This window comes from Planococcus sp. SSTMD024 (genome assembly GCF_041320495.1).
Taxonomy (GTDB): Bacteria; Bacillota; Bacilli; order Bacillales_A; family Planococcaceae; genus Planococcus.
In genome coordinates, this window is the sequence record NZ_JBGGNS010000022.1 from 692,347 (window position 1) to 708,445 (window position 16,099).

The 16,099-nt window shown below is 50.4% G+C and carries 18 protein-coding genes; 9 read left to right on the plus strand and 9 right to left on the minus strand.

The genetic code is table 11. The features are described 5' to 3' along the window. The first annotated feature begins 98 nt into the window (after positions 1 to 98). Positions 99 to 1,223, plus strand: coding sequence for a mandelate racemase/muconate lactonizing enzyme family protein (locus AB9R92_RS12235; protein ID WP_370669712.1), 1,125 nt, complete (start codon positions 99 to 101; stop codon positions 1,221 to 1,223). Further along, entirely contained in the window at positions 1,220 to 2,632 is a 1,413-nt protein-coding gene (locus AB9R92_RS12240) for a YfcC family protein (RefSeq protein WP_370669713.1), read from the plus strand. The genes AB9R92_RS12235 and AB9R92_RS12240 overlap by 4 nt, the downstream gene beginning before the upstream one ends. A gap of 45 nt (positions 2,633 to 2,677) precedes the next feature. Here AB9R92_RS12240 and AB9R92_RS12245 read toward each other — a convergent pair whose 3' ends face one another. From AB9R92_RS12245 to AB9R92_RS12255, 3 genes are read right to left on the minus strand one after another with little or no spacing between them, the layout of a single operon-like run. Beyond that, on the minus strand, positions 2,678 to 3,427 hold the full coding sequence (locus tag AB9R92_RS12245) for an amino acid ABC transporter ATP-binding protein (protein ID WP_370669714.1): 750 nt from the start codon (positions 3,425 to 3,427) through the stop codon (positions 2,678 to 2,680). Positions 3,428 to 3,458: 31 nt separating this feature from the next. After that, positions 3,459 to 4,160, minus strand: coding sequence for an amino acid ABC transporter permease (locus tag AB9R92_RS12250; RefSeq protein ID WP_370669715.1), 702 nt, complete (start codon positions 4,158 to 4,160; stop codon positions 3,459 to 3,461). Continuing rightward, the gene (locus tag AB9R92_RS12255) at positions 4,147 to 4,965 is read right to left on the minus strand and encodes an amino acid ABC transporter substrate-binding protein (protein WP_370669716.1); all 819 of its coding nucleotides are present in this window, start codon (positions 4,963 to 4,965) and stop codon (positions 4,147 to 4,149) included. Before AB9R92_RS12255 ends, AB9R92_RS12250 begins: the two co-directional genes overlap by 14 nt. Positions 4,966 to 5,205: 240 nt before the next feature. On the opposite strand from AB9R92_RS12255, the gene AB9R92_RS12260 reads away from it, so the two are divergent. Next, a complete protein-coding gene (locus AB9R92_RS12260; protein ID WP_370669717.1) occupies positions 5,206 to 6,150 on the plus strand; it encodes an L-threonine 3-dehydrogenase in 945 nt (314 codons plus the stop codon). Positions 6,151 to 6,203: 53 nt separating this feature from the next. Here AB9R92_RS12260 and AB9R92_RS12265 read toward each other — a convergent pair whose 3' ends face one another. From AB9R92_RS12265 to AB9R92_RS12275, 3 genes are all read right to left on the minus strand, one after another. Beyond that, positions 6,204 to 7,556 carry a YjiH family protein gene (locus tag AB9R92_RS12265; RefSeq protein WP_370669718.1) on the minus strand — a complete coding sequence of 451 codons (1,353 nt, stop codon included), beginning with the start codon at positions 7,554 to 7,556 and terminating at the stop codon, positions 6,204 to 6,206. 277 nt (positions 7,557 to 7,833) lie between these two features. Next, a complete protein-coding gene (gene bshB2 / locus AB9R92_RS12270) occupies positions 7,834 to 8,514 on the minus strand; it encodes a bacillithiol biosynthesis deacetylase BshB2 (RefSeq protein WP_370669719.1) in 681 nt (226 codons plus the stop codon). 12 nt (positions 8,515 to 8,526) lie between these two features. Further along, positions 8,527 to 8,877 carry a YojF family protein gene (locus AB9R92_RS12275; protein ID WP_370669720.1) on the minus strand — a complete coding sequence of 117 codons (351 nt, stop codon included), beginning with the start codon at positions 8,875 to 8,877 and terminating at the stop codon, positions 8,527 to 8,529. 134 nt (positions 8,878 to 9,011) lie between these two features. On the opposite strand from AB9R92_RS12275, the gene AB9R92_RS12280 reads away from it, so the two are divergent. Further along, on the plus strand, positions 9,012 to 9,875 hold the full coding sequence (locus tag AB9R92_RS12280; RefSeq protein ID WP_370669721.1) for an ABC transporter permease subunit: 864 nt from the start codon (positions 9,012 to 9,014) through the stop codon (positions 9,873 to 9,875). Then, positions 9,876 to 10,886 (plus strand): ABC transporter permease, encoded by a 1,011-nt coding sequence (locus AB9R92_RS12285; protein WP_370669722.1) that lies wholly within the window; start codon positions 9,876 to 9,878, stop codon positions 10,884 to 10,886. It abuts the gene before it with no gap. A gap of 116 nt (positions 10,887 to 11,002) precedes the next feature. On the opposite strand, the gene pdxK is transcribed toward AB9R92_RS12285, so the two are convergent. Continuing rightward, complete coding sequence (gene pdxK, locus AB9R92_RS12290) at positions 11,003 to 11,836, minus strand: pyridoxine/pyridoxal/pyridoxamine kinase (RefSeq protein WP_370669723.1); 834 nt, start codon at positions 11,834 to 11,836, stop codon at positions 11,003 to 11,005. A gap of 60 nt (positions 11,837 to 11,896) precedes the next feature. Further along, entirely contained in the window at positions 11,897 to 12,151 is a 255-nt protein-coding gene (locus AB9R92_RS12295) for a hypothetical protein (RefSeq protein ID WP_370669724.1), read from the minus strand. 130 nt (positions 12,152 to 12,281) lie between these two features. On the opposite strand from AB9R92_RS12295, the gene AB9R92_RS12300 reads away from it, so the two are divergent. From AB9R92_RS12300 to AB9R92_RS12315, 4 genes are all read left to right on the plus strand, one after another. Next, complete coding sequence (locus AB9R92_RS12300) at positions 12,282 to 12,956, plus strand: uracil-DNA glycosylase (protein WP_370669725.1); 675 nt, start codon at positions 12,282 to 12,284, stop codon at positions 12,954 to 12,956. 59 nt (positions 12,957 to 13,015) lie between these two features. Beyond that, a complete protein-coding gene (locus AB9R92_RS12305) occupies positions 13,016 to 13,282 on the plus strand; it encodes a YwdI family protein (RefSeq protein WP_370669726.1) in 267 nt (88 codons plus the stop codon). Between the two features lie 20 nt (positions 13,283 to 13,302). Beyond that, positions 13,303 to 13,680 (plus strand): DUF423 domain-containing protein, encoded by a 378-nt coding sequence (locus AB9R92_RS12310; RefSeq protein ID WP_370669727.1) that lies wholly within the window; start codon positions 13,303 to 13,305, stop codon positions 13,678 to 13,680. 186 nt (positions 13,681 to 13,866) lie between these two features. Next, entirely contained in the window at positions 13,867 to 14,958 is a 1,092-nt protein-coding gene (locus AB9R92_RS12315; protein WP_370669728.1) for an acyltransferase, read from the plus strand. A 72-nt stretch (positions 14,959 to 15,030) separates the two neighbouring features. On the opposite strand, the gene AB9R92_RS12320 is transcribed toward AB9R92_RS12315, so the two are convergent. Next, entirely contained in the window at positions 15,031 to 16,053 is a 1,023-nt protein-coding gene (locus AB9R92_RS12320; RefSeq protein ID WP_370669729.1) for a beta-carotene 15,15'-monooxygenase, read from the minus strand. Between the last annotated feature and the right edge of the window lie 46 nt (positions 16,054 to 16,099).

Below are 16,099 nucleotides of genomic sequence, written 5' to 3' on the forward strand. Positions count from 1 at the left end.
TTATACGCTGAATTCGAGGAAGCATCAAAATTATTACGCTATTGCAAAAGTTTTTGTAGTATAATCATACAATACTACTTATAAATGGGGGCTTCATTATGAAAATCACTCAAGCACGATTGCATGCAGTGCGCTTTCCTTTGCACGAACCATTCATTATCTCTTATGCGACTTATCCGGATATGCCGTCTTTGATTCTCGAATTGGAAACGGATAACGGTTTGGTCGGTTACGGAGAGGCGGTGCCGGATGAGCATGTAACGGGCGAATATTTCACGGCGAGCTACGAAGTGCTGAAGGAATTATTCCTGCCGGCCGTAATCGGCATGAACCCGTTCGATATTGAAGCAATCCATCATAAGATGAACGGGATTTTGGCGGGCAACCCGGCAGCGAAAGCGGCGGTTGATATCGCTTGCTACGACTTGATGGGCAAAGCTTCCGGTCAGCCGGTCTATAACCTGCTTGGCGGGCAATCAAAAGAGCATTTATCCTATCCGCGCGTCTTGAGCATCGAATCGCCTGAAATCATGGCACAAAAAGCGAAACATGCCGTTGAAGCAGGATACGGGTCGTTGAAATTGAAAGTCGGGGCAGACAATGCCCAATTGGACGTGGAACGGATTCTGGCTGTGCGCAAGGAAGTGGGGGCTACTGTCCCGATCCGTGTGGATGTCAACCAGGGCTGGAAATCGGTCGGGACCGCTGTTTCGGCGATCCGTCAGCTGGAATCGGCTGGGCTCAGCTGGGTCGAACAGCCGATCCGCATGGGCGACATTCGCGGCTTGGCGGAAGTGCGCCAAAAAACTGCGGTGCCGATCATGGCGGACGAGACGGTGCAATCGATGGAAGATTTACTCGAGATCATCCGTCTTGATGCAGCCGATGTCATCAACATCAAGTTGATGAAATGCGGCGGGATTTTCCATGCGGTGCAAATGGCGAAAACCGCAGAAGCCGCGGGCATGCTGTGCCAAATCGGCTCGATGGTCGAATCGTCGGTTGCATCAAGCGCCGGCTATCATGCCGCAATGTCGCGGATCAATATCGAAAGCACGGAATTGACAGGGCCGCTATTATTCAGTGAAGAAATCGGCGACTTGAAGTACGAGCATCCGCATGTACTCTTGAGCGGCAAGCCGGGGCTCGGTATTGAAGTCGATCCGGAGAAGCTGAAGAAATTGACGGTCACATCTTGTACGGTGGGAGGCGATCGTGCATGACCGCAAAACCCGAAAAGCTTAAAAAAAGCGGAGGCAGGATTCCGCATACATACGCAATTTTATTTTTGATCATGATCGCGGCGATGGTCGCATCATATTTGATTCCCGCAGGTCAATACGAGCGGGAGGAAGTGGACGGGCGCACGGTCGTCATCGACAACTCCTTTGCGGAAGTGGAGCAGAGTCCGGTCGGATTCTTCGAATTGTTCAAAGCGATTCCAACAGGGATGTCCGAAGCTTCCAGCATCATCTTCTACATTTTCCTGGTCGGCGGCGCATTCGGCATCATCCGGGCAACAGGGGCGATCGAATCCGGAATCGCCAAAGTAGTCGATCGGCTCGAGAAGCGTGAAAAGCTGCTCATCCCGATCATCATGATCCTGTTTTCGGTACTCGGTGCCACAATCGGAATGGCGGAGGAAGTCATCATTTTCGTGCCGATCGGCATTGCGGTCGCACGGGCAATCGGTTTTGACGCTATGACGGGAACCGCGATGGTGTCACTCGGTGCGGCATCCGGCTTTATCGGCGGCATGCTCAATCCGTTCACTGTCGGGATTGCACAAGGCATTGCGGAATTGCAGATTTTCTCAGGGATTGGCTTCCGCTTCGGTGCATATATCTTCTTCCTCAGTTTCGCCATCTGGTACGTCATGCGCTATGCGGCGAAAGTGAAAAAAGACCCGACGCAAAGCGTTATCTATGAAATTGAGAAACGCGCCCAGAAATCCTCGACAAAAGACCAGGCGGACGCCCTCGGTGCGTTCAACTGGCGCCACGGCATGGTCTTCGTGTTTCTTGCAGTCGGCCTTGGAATCAATGTGTACGGTGTATTTGAATGGGGCTGGTATTTGACGGAACTTGCGGCCTCGTTCGTCATCATCGGCTTTGCGGCAGGGCTCGTCGGGAACTTGGGTGTCAACCGTATGTTCGACGCCTTTGTCGATGGCATGAAACTGGTCGTCTTCGGTGCCTTGATCGTCGGGTTTGCCCGCGCGATTCTGGTCATCATGGAGCAAGGCGTCATTATGGATACGATGATCCACGGCTTGTCGAGCGTCATCAGCGGCTTGCCGAATGCTTTGACCGTCATTGGCATGTTCTTCACACAAGTCGTCATCAACTTCTTCATCCCTTCTGGAAGCGGCCAGGCGGCAACGACGATGCCGATCATGACACCCCTGTCGGATCTATTATCCATCGAGCGCCAAGTCGCAGTGCTCGCATATCAATACGGAGACGGCATCACCAATTCCATCATCCCGACATCCGCTGCGTTAATGGGTTATTTGGCGGTAGCCGGAATCCCTTATGAGAAATGGGTGAAATTTGTCTGGAAACTGGTTGTCGGCTGGTTGGTGATTGCGCTCGTCGCACTCGTCATCGCTGTCTTAATCGGCGTTTCATGAATACAAAAAATCCCCGGTGCTAAATGCACTGGGGATTTTCTTGGTTTAAATGACATCCGTGTCTTGAATTAAATTCAAGAAGCGTTTCGTGCGTTCTTCCTGAGGCCGATTGAACACCTCGTCCGGTGTCCCGCGTTCGACAACGCGTCCGCTGTCCATGAACAAGACTTCATCAGCAGCGCCTTTTGCAAAACGCATTTCATGGGTGACAACGACCATCGTCATGCCTTCTTGCGCCAAGTCTTTCATGACTTGCAGCACTTCCCCGACAAGTTCCGGGTCGAGTGCGGAAGTTGGTTCATCGAACAGCATGACTTTTGGTTCGAGCGCGAGCGCGCGGGCGATGCCAACGCGCTGTTGCTGGCCGCCTGACAGCTGGTGCGGATACGAATCGGCTTTGTCCGACAGCCCGACTTTCTCAAGCAATGCCAGGGCTTTTTCTTTCGCCTGCGCTTTGTCTTTTTTCTGGACGGTCACAGGCCCTTCCAAAATATTTTCAAGCGCCGTCATGTGGGGAAACAGGTTGTAATGCTGAAACACCATCGCTGATTGCTTGCGGAAGGCCATGATCTGTTTTTTGGACATCGGTTTCGAAAAATCAGCCACAAGCCCGCCGATTTCCACAGTCCCATCGCTAGGCTTCTCCAGAATATTGAGGCAGCGGAGAAAGGTGGTCTTTCCTGAACCGGAAGGGCCGATGACGACGATCGTTTGCCCTTTTTCGACGTCGAGATCGATGCCTTTCAGCACTTCCAGCTCGCCGAAGCTCTTATGCAAATTTTTAATTGAAATCATAATAAACTCCTATCTATGGATCGATCTGGATTTAACGGGATACATAACGGTCAAAGCGGTTTTCCAAGCGCCCTTGGACGAGTGACAGCAAGAAACAAATAATCCAATAGATCAATGCCGCCTGTCCGTAAAGAAGCAGGAATTCGTAATTGGTCGCAGCGATTTGCTGGGCGACACGGAACATTTCCGTCACCAGGATCAACGCGGCAAGAGACGTATCCTTGACCAGGCTGATAAAGGTATTGGAGAGCGGCGGCACCGAGACGCGCGATGCTTGAGGCAAGATCACGCGGCGCAGAGTTTGGGAATAGGACATGCCGATGGTATCGGCTGCTTCCCATTGGCCTTTGGGAATCGACAAGATCGCTGCACGGATGACTTCCGAAGCATAGGCACCGACATTCAAGGAAAATCCGATGACAGCGGCCGGGAAGGGGTCGATGGTAACGCCGACCGTCGGCAAGCCGTAAAACAGGATGAACAATTGGACAAGCAGCGGCGTTCCCCGGATGATCGAGACGTAGACGCGCGCAATCCATTGCAGAATCCGGACGGTGGAGATGCGGGCAAGCGCCGTGATCACTGCCAGGAATAGCCCGAGGATAAAAGAAATGACCGAAAGCGGCAAGGTGAATTGCACAGCCGCTTCGATCAAAGGCAGGAAGGAGGACTGGGCGATGTCGCCGAGCCGCTCCAACCGTTCAGGGTTTGAGAAAATACTATTCAAGTACATTTTCGCCGAACCACTTATTGGAGATTTCTTCGTATGTGCCGTCTTCGATCATTCCAGCAAGTGCCTCATTTGCTGCTTCGACGAGCGTGTCATTGCCTTTTCTGAACAATAACGCGCTTTGCGCCGCATCGCCGGATTCATCGACGACTTTAATGCCCGCATCCGGACGCTGGTTCTGGAAATCAAGGACTGTCAAATTGTCATTGACTGTTGCATCGACGCGTCCTGATACCAGTAACTCGATTGCCTGGTTAAAGCCTTCGACGCCTTCGAGTTCTGCCCCGTAAGAAGTCGCCGTTTCGGCATAGTTGCTGGTCAATGACTGCGCCGAGAGCTTGCCTTCCAAATCATCGAAACTTTGGATTTCGTCGTTGCCCTCAGCCACGACGAGAACTGCCGTCGAAGTGATGTATGGATCCGAGAAGTCGTAGCTTTCCTGGCGCTCTTCATTAATGCCGACTTGGTTGGCGACCATATCAAAACGCTCAGCGTCGAGCCCGGCAAACATGGCGTCCCATTGCGTTTCGAGGAATTCAGCTTCGACGCCGAGGCGTTCCGCGACTTCGCGTGCGATTTCCACGTCAAATCCTGTCAATTCTCCGCTATCGTCATGGAACGTGAAGGGAGGGTATGTTCCTTCCGTGCCGATGACCAAAGTTCCTTCTTCCTGGATTTCAGCGAGCAAGTCCGTTTCGCCTTCTGTGCTGCTGCCTGATTCTGTGTTGTCTGCGTTGTCGGAAGATCCGCAAGCTGCAAGGAATAATGCCGCTGCACCGATCGGCAGAAATGCCCATTGTTTCTTCATTGATGGTTCCCCATTTCGTTAAATTATTGCCTTCATGGCGTTGTGGTTCTATTTAAGCACAATAAAGCTTACCTGTATAGTAGGTTTAATCGGCTGGTTAAAATAAGTGAAAGCCATTGTTTTTTTAAAGAGAACAATTTATAATGACTCTAACGAAAAGCTTGATATGAAAGCATTTTGAAAGATAAAAATGTTTTTTTAGAGCGGACAAATGTTTTGTAGAAAAGGAGTGCTTGAAAAATGAAACGAATCATGGTGACAGGAGCTTTAGGGCAAATCGGCTCAGAACTGGTAGGTAAATTGCGCGAAACATATGGTGCGGAAAATGTATTGGCAACTGATATCCGGCCATCGGATAACCAGGACGGGCCTTTCGAAATCTTGGACGTGACGGACGCAGAACGCATGCTCACGTTAGCGCGTGACTTCAATGCCGACACGATGATCCACATGGCCGCTTTATTGTCTGCGACTGCGGAAGAAAAGCCGCTGCTGGCATGGAACTTGAATATGGGCGGCTTGGTCAATGCCCTTGAAGCAGCCCGTGAACTCGATATGCAATTTTTCACGCCGAGTTCCATCGGTGCGTTTGGCCCCTCGACGCCGAAAAACGACACTCCACAAGACACCCTTCAACGCCCGACGACGATGTACGGCGTCAATAAAGTAGCAGGGGAATTGCTATGTGATTATTACTTTACGAAATTCGGGGTCGATACGCGCGGCCTCCGTTTCCCTGGCTTGATCTCCAACGTTGCGCCTCCAGGCGGCGGAACGACCGACTACGCTGTGGATATCTATTACCAGGCAATCGAGAAAGGCAGCTACACTTCCTATATTGCGCAAGGCACCCGTATGGACATGATGTACATGCCGGATGCGCTTCAGGCGATTGTCGACTTGATGGAAGCCGATGCGGATAAGCTCGTCCACCGCAATGCATTCAATGTCACGGCGATGAGCTTTGAACCTGAAGAGATTGCGGCATCGATTCGCAAGCATATCCCGGATTTCAAGTTGAATTATGATGTAGATCCTGCGCGTCAGGCAATCGCAGCGAGCTGGCCGGACAATATCGATGCCAGTGCCGCAAAAGACGAATGGAATTTTAAAACAGAGTATGACTTGGATGCCATGACGGCAGACATGCTGGAAAAACTGAAACAAAAATTACAGCAAGCATAATAAAAAGGCGCTTTTTCCGGATTCCGGAAAAAGCGCCTTTTGTTATAGGTGGATTAAAACAAGAGATGTGCGACGCCGACGACGATTGGCAAAGCAATCACTGTGCGCAAAAGGAAGACGACAATCAAATCGAAAATATTGACCGGGATCTTGGAGCCGAGCAACAAGCCCCCGACTTCAGACATATAGATCAATTGCGTCACAGACATGGTCGCGACAACAAAACGTGTCATTTCGGATTCGATGCCCGCACCGAGAATGGCCGGCAAGAACATATCCGCAAAACCGACGACCATCAATTGTGCAGCCTCTGCTGCTTCAGGTACGCCGAGAAGGTTTAAGTACGGTTCGAACGGAGCGCCGAGAATGACGAAGGTGGACGTGTATTCCGCGAGGATCAGCGCGATTGTACCAAAAGCCATGACGACAGGGGCTACGCCGATCCACATATCGAGTACATTCTTCATGCCATCCGTGAAGAAGTTGGCGACAGAGCGGTTGCGGTTCGCCTTTTCGAGTGCTTTTTCAAGACCGTGTGATGCCAGGCCTTGTCCATTCGGTACATCTTCAGAAACGGATTCCTGCGGCGAGCCGTCCATGAATTCCGTCTTTTTCTGAGCAAGCGGGTAGATGCGGGGCATGATGAGTGCCAAGATAACGCCAGCAAGAATAACAGTGCCGTAATATGGAAGGAAATATGCACCAAGGCCAATTTCTTCAATGACGACAATGGCAAAGGTGATGGAAACGACAGAGAATGTTGTTCCGATAATCGCGGCTTCACGTTGCGTATACTTATTGTCTTCGTATTGCTTGCTCGTGAGCAGGACGCCGATTGTGCCGTCGCCGACCCATGAGGCCAACGCATCAATGGAAGAGCGGCCGGGAAGACGGAACAGCGGGCGCATGATCTTGACCATCATGGTGCCGAAAAATTCGAGCAAGCCAAAGTTCATCAACAGCGGCAAGAACAGTCCAGCAAACAGGAAGATTGTGAATAGGAACGAAAGCAATCCGCTACCTGATAACAACAAGCCGCCTGTATTTTCATTCCAAACAGGCTCAGGACCGATTTGGAATAACACCATGAAAGCAAAAACTGCAGCGACAACCCGTGTCAATGTCCAAAATAAATTGACGTTGAATAATTTCTCGAAAAATGGGACGGTATCGGAAGTGTTTTCCTTTTTGCCGATAAAAGCCAAGGAGCCGGCTGCGGCAATCACTAAAATGACGAGGACGACCCAAGGGACAAACGATTCGATCTGTCCAGCCATGAGGTCCGCAAGTACAGCGATTGTGACTTTCCATCCTTCATCAGTCGGGATGGGGATAAGGAACAAAAGGATTCCCAACAAAGACGGAATCAAGAATAATAACCAAGTAGAAGTTGAAAACTTTTTCAAAATAGTATTCCCCTTTTCTTTTTAATGTATGAATAAACGAAATGTATACTAATTATACAACACTTTCCCCTTTGGAACCGCTGTCATTAGTAATGTTTATATTATCTGAAAACAACAGAAAATAACAGTAGTTTTAAAAAAGAAATCTTATTGCTGCATATGGATAATATTGGTGACTATCATAGACCCCGACCCCCGACCTTCTTCAACGCTCCATAATGAGAAAATCCCGCCCGCGTGTCTAAGAGACATGCGAGGCGGGATTCAATTCAAGGGCTTATTCGAAATCCTGGTCCCAACGGTAAGCGTAGAAGCGTTCGAGGGTTAGCCAGTTCTCGGTTTCAGTATCGCCATTTTGCAGCTTATGCTCCATTTCCTCGAGCATCCAGGCAGTTTGCGAGATGTGGGCTTTCATCGAATTCATCTTATGTTCGCGAACAGGCTTGATATCGTAGACAATATCAGGCTCGCCGAGCACATCCAGCGTATTGTTGGCAAATGCCACGCAATGGAGTTTCGGGCGGTCTTCCATGCGCCGCACAGCGCGAACGACAGCGCGCGCCGTTGCCTCATGGTCAGGGTGCACCGCGAAGTCGGGATAGAAGGTGATAATCAAGGAAGGATTGGTTTCTTCGATCAACTCTTCCATCATGCGCACCATTTTTTCGTCGTCTTCAAATTCCAAAGTCTTGTCGCGTAGGCCCATCATGCGAAGATCCGTCAAGCCCATCGCTTCGGCGGAGGCAAGAAGTTCTTTCTTGCGGATCGCAGGCAGGGATTCACGTGTCGCAAACGGCGGGTTGCCGAGATTGCGGCCCATTTCGCCAAGCGTCAAGCAGGCGTATGTAACGGGCGTTCCTTGTTGGATATGGGTCGTGATCGTTCCCGACACTCCGAACGCTTCGTCGTCGGGGTGGGGGAAGATGACCAGTACATGTCGTTCATTCGGGATGGTCATTAAAATTCCTCCTTAATAGCTGAACGGTGTTTCGCTGAGTTGCAGCGCCACCGCCAATTTTCCGGTTCCGTCGTGGCCGGCGAGCAGCAAGCGGCCTTCTTCATCGATTTCGAAATGGGTGATGCCTTGTGCGTAGACCCAGCCATGCGGGAGTTTCAGCCCGACACGGTGCGGGCTGTCGCCGACGACTTTTCCCAGTTCGAAGTTGATGACGACATTGCGGATGAATGCCCCGGCATTGAAAAAGCCTTCATTGAAATGGCTTGCGTAGCTGCCATTCGTCGTTTCCAGATGAAGGTAGACGTCCTTGCCGACGAATGAATCGATCGCCGCTTGGAGTTGGTTGACTTCTACTAGTTCCATGGTGTTCCTCCTAATTAAATCGGTATTCTATCAGTATAAGGAACTCTGCGGATGAATGCGATTAGTACGCTCTAAGGCATACGGAATAATGATAGAATGGGAAAGAGAGAATTTTCCAAAAAAGGATGGGGAACATGAAAGCTTTATTGAATATTTTGATGGCCATTGCCGGAATCATTTTGGCCGGCAGCTTGCCGATCCTGATTGCGGGATGGCTTTTGGGCGAGTGGAGATGGCAAGCATACTTCGAATCCATCCAAACGACTTTGGAAGGGCTTTGGCCGATCGGCGATATCACTTTCTTCAATTTCAGGGCAGGGCAGGAGATGGCGTTATTCCCGAATGTCTTCGCTTATATCGTCTATTCGCTTGAAATTTTATTTATGGCCTTGATCGCTGCGGTTGCCATCTCGTTGGCATTGACGGTCGTGACGATGCTGCTGCCTGAAAAAGTGCGCGAACGGGTGAAGATGGCGCTTTATTTTTTGGAATCCATTCCGGATCTCCTGATCATCATGCTGGCGCAGCTACTGGTCATCGTGTTTTTCAAACAGACGGGCTTCTTGGTTTCGAAAATCGCCGTGGTTGGGGATGACCGCATCTACTGGCTGCCGGTCTTGTGCCTCGCCGTACTGCCAACGATTCAACTATACCGCCTGTCGATGCTGACGTTCCAGGAAGAAGAGCGGCAAATGTATGTTGAGTTGGCACGCGCACTCGGGTTTTCGAAACTGTACATCGTGCTCGTCCATATGTTCCGCAACGCGATCATCAGCGTGTTCTTCCAATCCAAAAAGACGATGTGGTTTATGCTATCGAACTTGTTTGTATTGGAATTGATGTTCAACCTTCCGGGCATCATGCTGTTTCTCAGCAGCAATATGCATCCGATGGGCTTTTTGGTCATGATTTTCAGCTTTTTCCTGCCGATGTTCCTGCTGTATAGCTTTGGCGAATGGTTTTTCGTTACCCGCCGCCATAAAAAGGCGGTGGCGTAAATGTGGAAACAGCCTTATTTTGTGATTGGCTTCAGCATATTGGCCTTTTTTCTCGTCGGCAGTTTTGTCTATGAATGGATCTGGGGAAATGTCCCGCGGCAAATCTATTATGTGATGGAAAACGGCCGTGCGGTGGAAGGGGCCCCTATTTCACCAAGCTGGCAATACCCGCTCGGGACAGACCAATACGGCTATGATTTACTCGGCAAATTGATGCTCGGCGCCAAATATACCATTCTGGCCGCGTTGGCCGTGGCTGCTCTGCGCATGCTGATCGCTGTGCCGGCCGGTTATATACTCGGAATTTACTTGAACAAGCACCGCAAATGGCTATCAAGTTTTGCGGACTCGATGCATTATATTCCGTTGACCTTGTTCGCGGCTTATGTGCTGACGCCGGTATTGTGGATGCCGGAGGAAGGGTTTTCGACCACGCTGTGGGAACGCATCGCGATTCAAGTGGTGATGATGGCGCTATTGACTGTGCCGGTTGTGTCGATCCTCGTCGCCAATGAAGCGGCATTGCTCAGGGACAAAGAATACATACTCGCCGCCAAGACACTCGGCGCCGGGCGTTTTCGCATCATCCGCAAACATCTCTATCCTCAAATGCGCGAGAAAATCGCTGTTCTATACGGCCAGCAAGTGATGGAAACTTTCATCATCCTTGCGCATCTCGGGTTGCTGAATCTATTCCTCGGCGGCACTAAAGTTAGCTATGACCCGCTTTTTGGAGACCCGCCGATGTCGATTTCCTATGAATGGGCAGGGCTATTCGGTTCGACTTTCCGCTATTTGCAAGGGGCGCCGTGGCTGCCGCTTATGCCGGTGCTCTTTATCGGGCTGGCCATTTTCTCGGTATCGTTGATGATGGAAGGCTACCTGCGTTCGAAAAAACCGAAAATCGAAAAAAACCGCCAATCCGCACAAGACGATCCGCTTGTCGAATGGAACCGGCAACAGCTGCGGGAGAAAATGGTGCGGTTGAAAAATGAAGATTTCCCTGACTGAAGCGGCATGCCTAAACAATAACCAACGGGCAGTGTTTCGGCCGGAGCAATGAAGGCAGAAACACGAAAATATAAAAAGGAGGGCGCCCAGGCGCCCTCCTTTTGTGTCTTATTGAGTTACAGTTCAACAACGTCCACTTCGGCTTTGTGGAATTTATTCGCAGCCCCGTGCATGACAGGGCCAACGTATTCGTTCAGCTTCCAGCCGTGCGCAATCGCTGTAGAGACAAAGATTTTGGCGTTGTAGACTGCATCTTTGACCGATTGGCCGTTAGCAAGATTAGCCGTGATCGCCGCAGCGAAGGTACAGCCCGCGCCGTGGTTATAAGTCGTATCGGTTTTCTCAGCCGTCAACAGGTAATGTTTTTCCCCGTCATACAGGAGGTCGGCTGCTTTTTCGTGCTTCAATTGCTTGCCGCCCTTGATGACGACGAATTTCGCTCCGTGAGCATGGATCTTTTCCGCCGCTTTTTGCAGGTCTTCAACCGTGTGCAGTGTGCCGAGCCCTGATAATTGGCCAGCTTCCACAAGGTTCGGTGTCACGACTTTTGCGTGCGGCAGCAAGTATTTGACCATGGCATCGACGTTTTCAGGGAACAGCACTTCGTCTTCGCCTTTACAAGCCATGACTGGGTCGATGACCACATCCGTAATGCCGGATGCTTCGATGGCTTTGCCAGCCATTTCGATGATGTCGACAGTCGGCAGCATGCCTGTTTTCAAAGAGTCGATTCCAGTGGAGAAGGCTGTTTTCAATTGGGCATCAAGCGTATCGAGCGCAATCGGGTGGATGCCGTGGCTCCAATGGTTGTCCGGGTCCATCGTGACGATGACCGTAAGTGCGTTCATGCCGTACGTGCCATGTTCCTGGAACGTCTTCAAGTCGGCCTGGATGCCAGCGCCGCCGGACGTATCGGATCCTGCAATGGTGAGTGTCTTTTTGAGTGTCATAAGTCAATCTCCTTTAAGCTATTTAGTCATTGAGCTAATTTTATAGAAATTTTGCGTCATTTACAAAGGTTTGGGCCTGTGTGGCCAAGCCAAAGCCAGCACTGTCGCAATGGAAGCAAGAGAAAACAACAGCGTAATGCCTCCAATGACCCAATGGCCGCTTGTGAATAGGCCAACCGCCATCACCAATGTTAAAATGGCTGCTAGAACAATCAAGCCGATCAGACAGCCCATGCCGGCGCGTTTGGCGCTTTCGGGTGCACTGTCGCCTTTCGTTCTGGAAATATCGGAAATTCTTTGCCGCCAGTCTGCCATGTGTATACCGCCCCTTTGCTCCATCGTAACACGGCTGCGTGGCGAATTGAAGCGCTTGCAGGCAGAGACGACTAGGGGGGGAAAGATCGGGTATTGAAAAGAAACGTGAATCATCGAAGGAGTAGATACCATGACGAAGCAAATTTTTAGCAATGACTGGCAAGAAATTTTGGAAGAAGAATTTGAAAAAAGCTATTACCGGGAATTGAGGGAGTTCTTAAAAGAACAATACGCACATGAAACCATCTATCCGGTAAAGGAAAATATTTGGAATGCTTTCGAGCATACGGCGTACGGAGACGTCAAAGCGGTCATCCTCGGGCAAGACCCCTATCACGGGCCGAATCAAGCGCATGGCTTGAGCTTTTCCGTCCAGCCGGGCATCGCCCATCCGCCAAGCTTGCGCAATATCTTCAAAGAGCTTGAAGACGACATCGGTTGTAAGAAACCGGTGGACGGTACTTTGACGAAATGGTCCGACCAAGGCGTGCTCATGCTCAACACCGTCCTGACGGTAAGGAAAGGGCAAGCGCATTCGCATCAGAAAAAAGGCTGGGAGCGGTTCACGGACGAAGTGATCCGGAAATTGTCGGCACGGAAAGAGCCGGTTATTTTCATTTTATGGGGCAAACCGGCGCAGATGAAAAAACGTTTGATCGACACCGAACGCCATGACATCATCGAAGCGCCCCATCCAAGCCCACTCAGTGCACATCGCGGATTTTTCGGCAGCAAGCCGTTCTCAAAAGTGAACAAGCTGTTACAATCACGCGGCGAAGAACCGATTGATTTTTGCCTGGACTGACGAATCGGGCAGGCGCGTGGTAAACTGGATGGGACTAATAGCGAGAGGGGCCATGACACATGGGCATCGAAACGACACGCATTTTGGACGAAATCGATAAGCATACAGCCCGCGCACGGGAAGGCGAACCCGAAAAGATCCGGGAATCCCTTGCCGCTATCCGCGCTTTGTGCGACCTGCTTCTCGAAGACGACATAAAAGCGCCGAAAAAACCGCGCGCTATGCCGCTTGCCGCTACGGAAACGGTAAACCGGCCACAATCGGTTCCCGCCGCCACGAGGCTTCAGGAAGAAGGGGCGAATGGCGATTCGCTTTTTGAATTCTAAATGGAAAGAGGACGACACAAATGAAATTTTTCTTAATAGCGGGAGCGGTCAATGGGCTGCTGGCCGTCGCTTTAGGCGCTTTCGGGGCGCACATGCTCGAAGGCCGCGTAGCGGATAAATATTTGGATACTTGGCAGACAGCAGTGCAATACCAAATGTTCCATTCAATCGGCTTGATCGCTGTCGCCATTTTGATGAGCTCCGCGCTCATCGGCCCGCTCGGTTCACTGAATTGGGCCGGGTATTTGATGCTTGCCGGCATCGTGATTTTCTCAGGCAGCTTGTATGTCCTGAGTTTGACGGGCATCAGCGTGCTTGGCGCCATTACGCCAATCGGCGGCGTCGCGTTCATCGCGGGATGGGTTATGCTCATCCTTGCTGCCGTGAAAGCTCTATAAAAGAAACGTAAAGCTGCCTGCACATGGCGTGCAGGCAGCTTTTTATATGGGCGAGAACATTTCCATTGCTCAGAAGAATGGAAATTTTAGTGGATTAGGTTAAGTTTTTGTAAATATGTTGTATCCCTATCACGCCTAGTCATACAATGGATAAGGTTTGATTAACGGACAAGGATGTAGATATAGATGAAACAGCAAGCGCATATTTTTGATATACATGTGATGCGGGCAGTGGGCTGCCTGATGGTCGTGCTCGTCCATGTATCAGCACTATATTATGTCCAACGTGGTGAGTGGGAAGACGTCATTTTATTCCTCAACCAGGCGAGCCGTTTCGGCACACCGATTTTCGCTATCGTCAGCGGGCTGCTGTTGTTTTTGCAAGTGAAAAACAGAGGATTTTTCTTCCAGCGCTTCTTCACCTCGCGTTTGCAGAAAATCGTCGTTCCCTTCCTGTTCTGGACGGCCTTTTACTTGTTTTATTTGTGGATCGTCTTCGGGGCAAACCCGTTGGATGCGGGGATTAAGCGCTTTTTGTTTGAAGTGGCGTTTGGGGAGACGTATTCCCATCTTTATTTCATTTCCATTGTGCTGCAATTCTATCTGGTTTTCCCTTTGCTGCAATGGATCAAGGGCAAGGCGGCTTGGATTATCGCGCTGGCTGCATCGGCTATCGTTCACGTGTATGCGATGAAGTACATGGACCCGTCGCAATTTGACGGCCTGATCGGGATGATTATGGAGCAGCGCGCCTTTTTGCCGAAATGGATTTTCTTCTTTATCTTCGGCGGTTTTCTCGCTTATAACTGGGAAACAGCCAAGCAATGGGCCTTTAAATGGCGAGTCGGTTTATTCGTCGGCGTGCTGCTGATTCTCTATTTCGCGGCAGTTGAATATGAATGGGGACGTTACATAGGGTCCAACCGGGTTTCCAATATCATCAATTTGCCGATCCTCATTTTGTTCATCATGTCGATTTCCGAGAAAGTCGCACGAAACCCATTGCTTCATACACTAGCCTCAAAGCTTGGCGCGATGTCGATGGGCGTTTACTTGATTCACCCGTTCGTCATCAATATGCTCCAGCGCAATTTGCCGGAAGGCGCATGGACGCTTTCGATGTTTCCGGTGTGGTATGTAGTGGTGATGGCCATTACGGTCGGGATCATCATGCTCGTCCAGAAGTTGCCGTTGGGCCGCGTCGTTTTGACGGTGCCTTCTGCCAAGAAGGTCAAACCGGTCACGGAGAGTGGGAATAAAGGCTTGACGGAAGTTTGACCCACGCCTTTTTAAGAAAAGTGAATTACTTAAAAAAGTTGCCTGCAGCATCATGCAGGCAACTTTTTGTGTTCATTTTATTGAGGATAATAATTGCTTTAATTTTTCAGGCTCGTCCACTTTAAGCGCAATTTGTGAGACTGCCCGTGTCTTTCCGAAAAACAGTACCGCTTGCTGGGGACTTTTAAAGTCGATTACCACTTCGGGATGAGGCTCCTCGAAATCTTTGGCGACGAATGCCAGCGCGTCGGCCTCGGGTGTTGCGCCCCAGCGCACCGCCTTAATCGAGTCGATCGGCACGCTGATTCTTTTGTTCAACCCTAACGATACATGCAAGTTTTCGTTTTTAACGGTTAAGGGGTTCAAGCGGGTGGCTTGGATATCGCCAATGAAATAAATGACGCTATAGACATTCAAGGCGAGCAGGACGAGCGACAGTACAGCGGATTTATCATGGAACCACCAATGGATGCCGATGGTTTCGATGACGATGGCGTGGATGAGCATGATGTTGAATGCGATGGAGCTAGTGTTTTTATGAAGTGTGATGGCAGCCGGATCATCTATCGGCTGTTTTTTCCAAGTGAAGAAAGCGTAGTAGAAAGCGAGCGCTTCGGATAGCAGGACGTTAATGAATGGATTCGGTTTGATTTTCCGGTGTACGGCTGGAAACAAGGTGAAAAGCGGGCTGCCTGCTTGTTCGGCCATGGACCGCCGGATTCCAGGGATGTGGATGAGCAACAAGGCGAGCAAGGCCAATTCCGCTACCAATACGAGCACTTCAATTGCGACGCCGAAATAGAACAGCAAGGCAAACGGTTCGAAATAAAGAGCAGGAATGATGAGGCGCGCCGTAATCAGCCCGGCCGCGATGAAACCGATCAATTGTTTGGCGTTCAGGCGAAAAGAAGCGAGCAGCAATAATGGCACGACGATAGCGAAATCGAACAAAGAGCCGGCAACGAGCCAAAATGTGTCATCGGGAATAACGGCAGCGGAAAAAGGGGAACGATAGACCATGAAATTGCTGAGGAGCACGAGAAGCAATAAAGCGAAAGCCCATTTTGCATAGTTTGCCTGGCGCATCACGAACATACAAACACCTCGTTTTTCTTTTAATATACCCCAATCGATGCTGAAA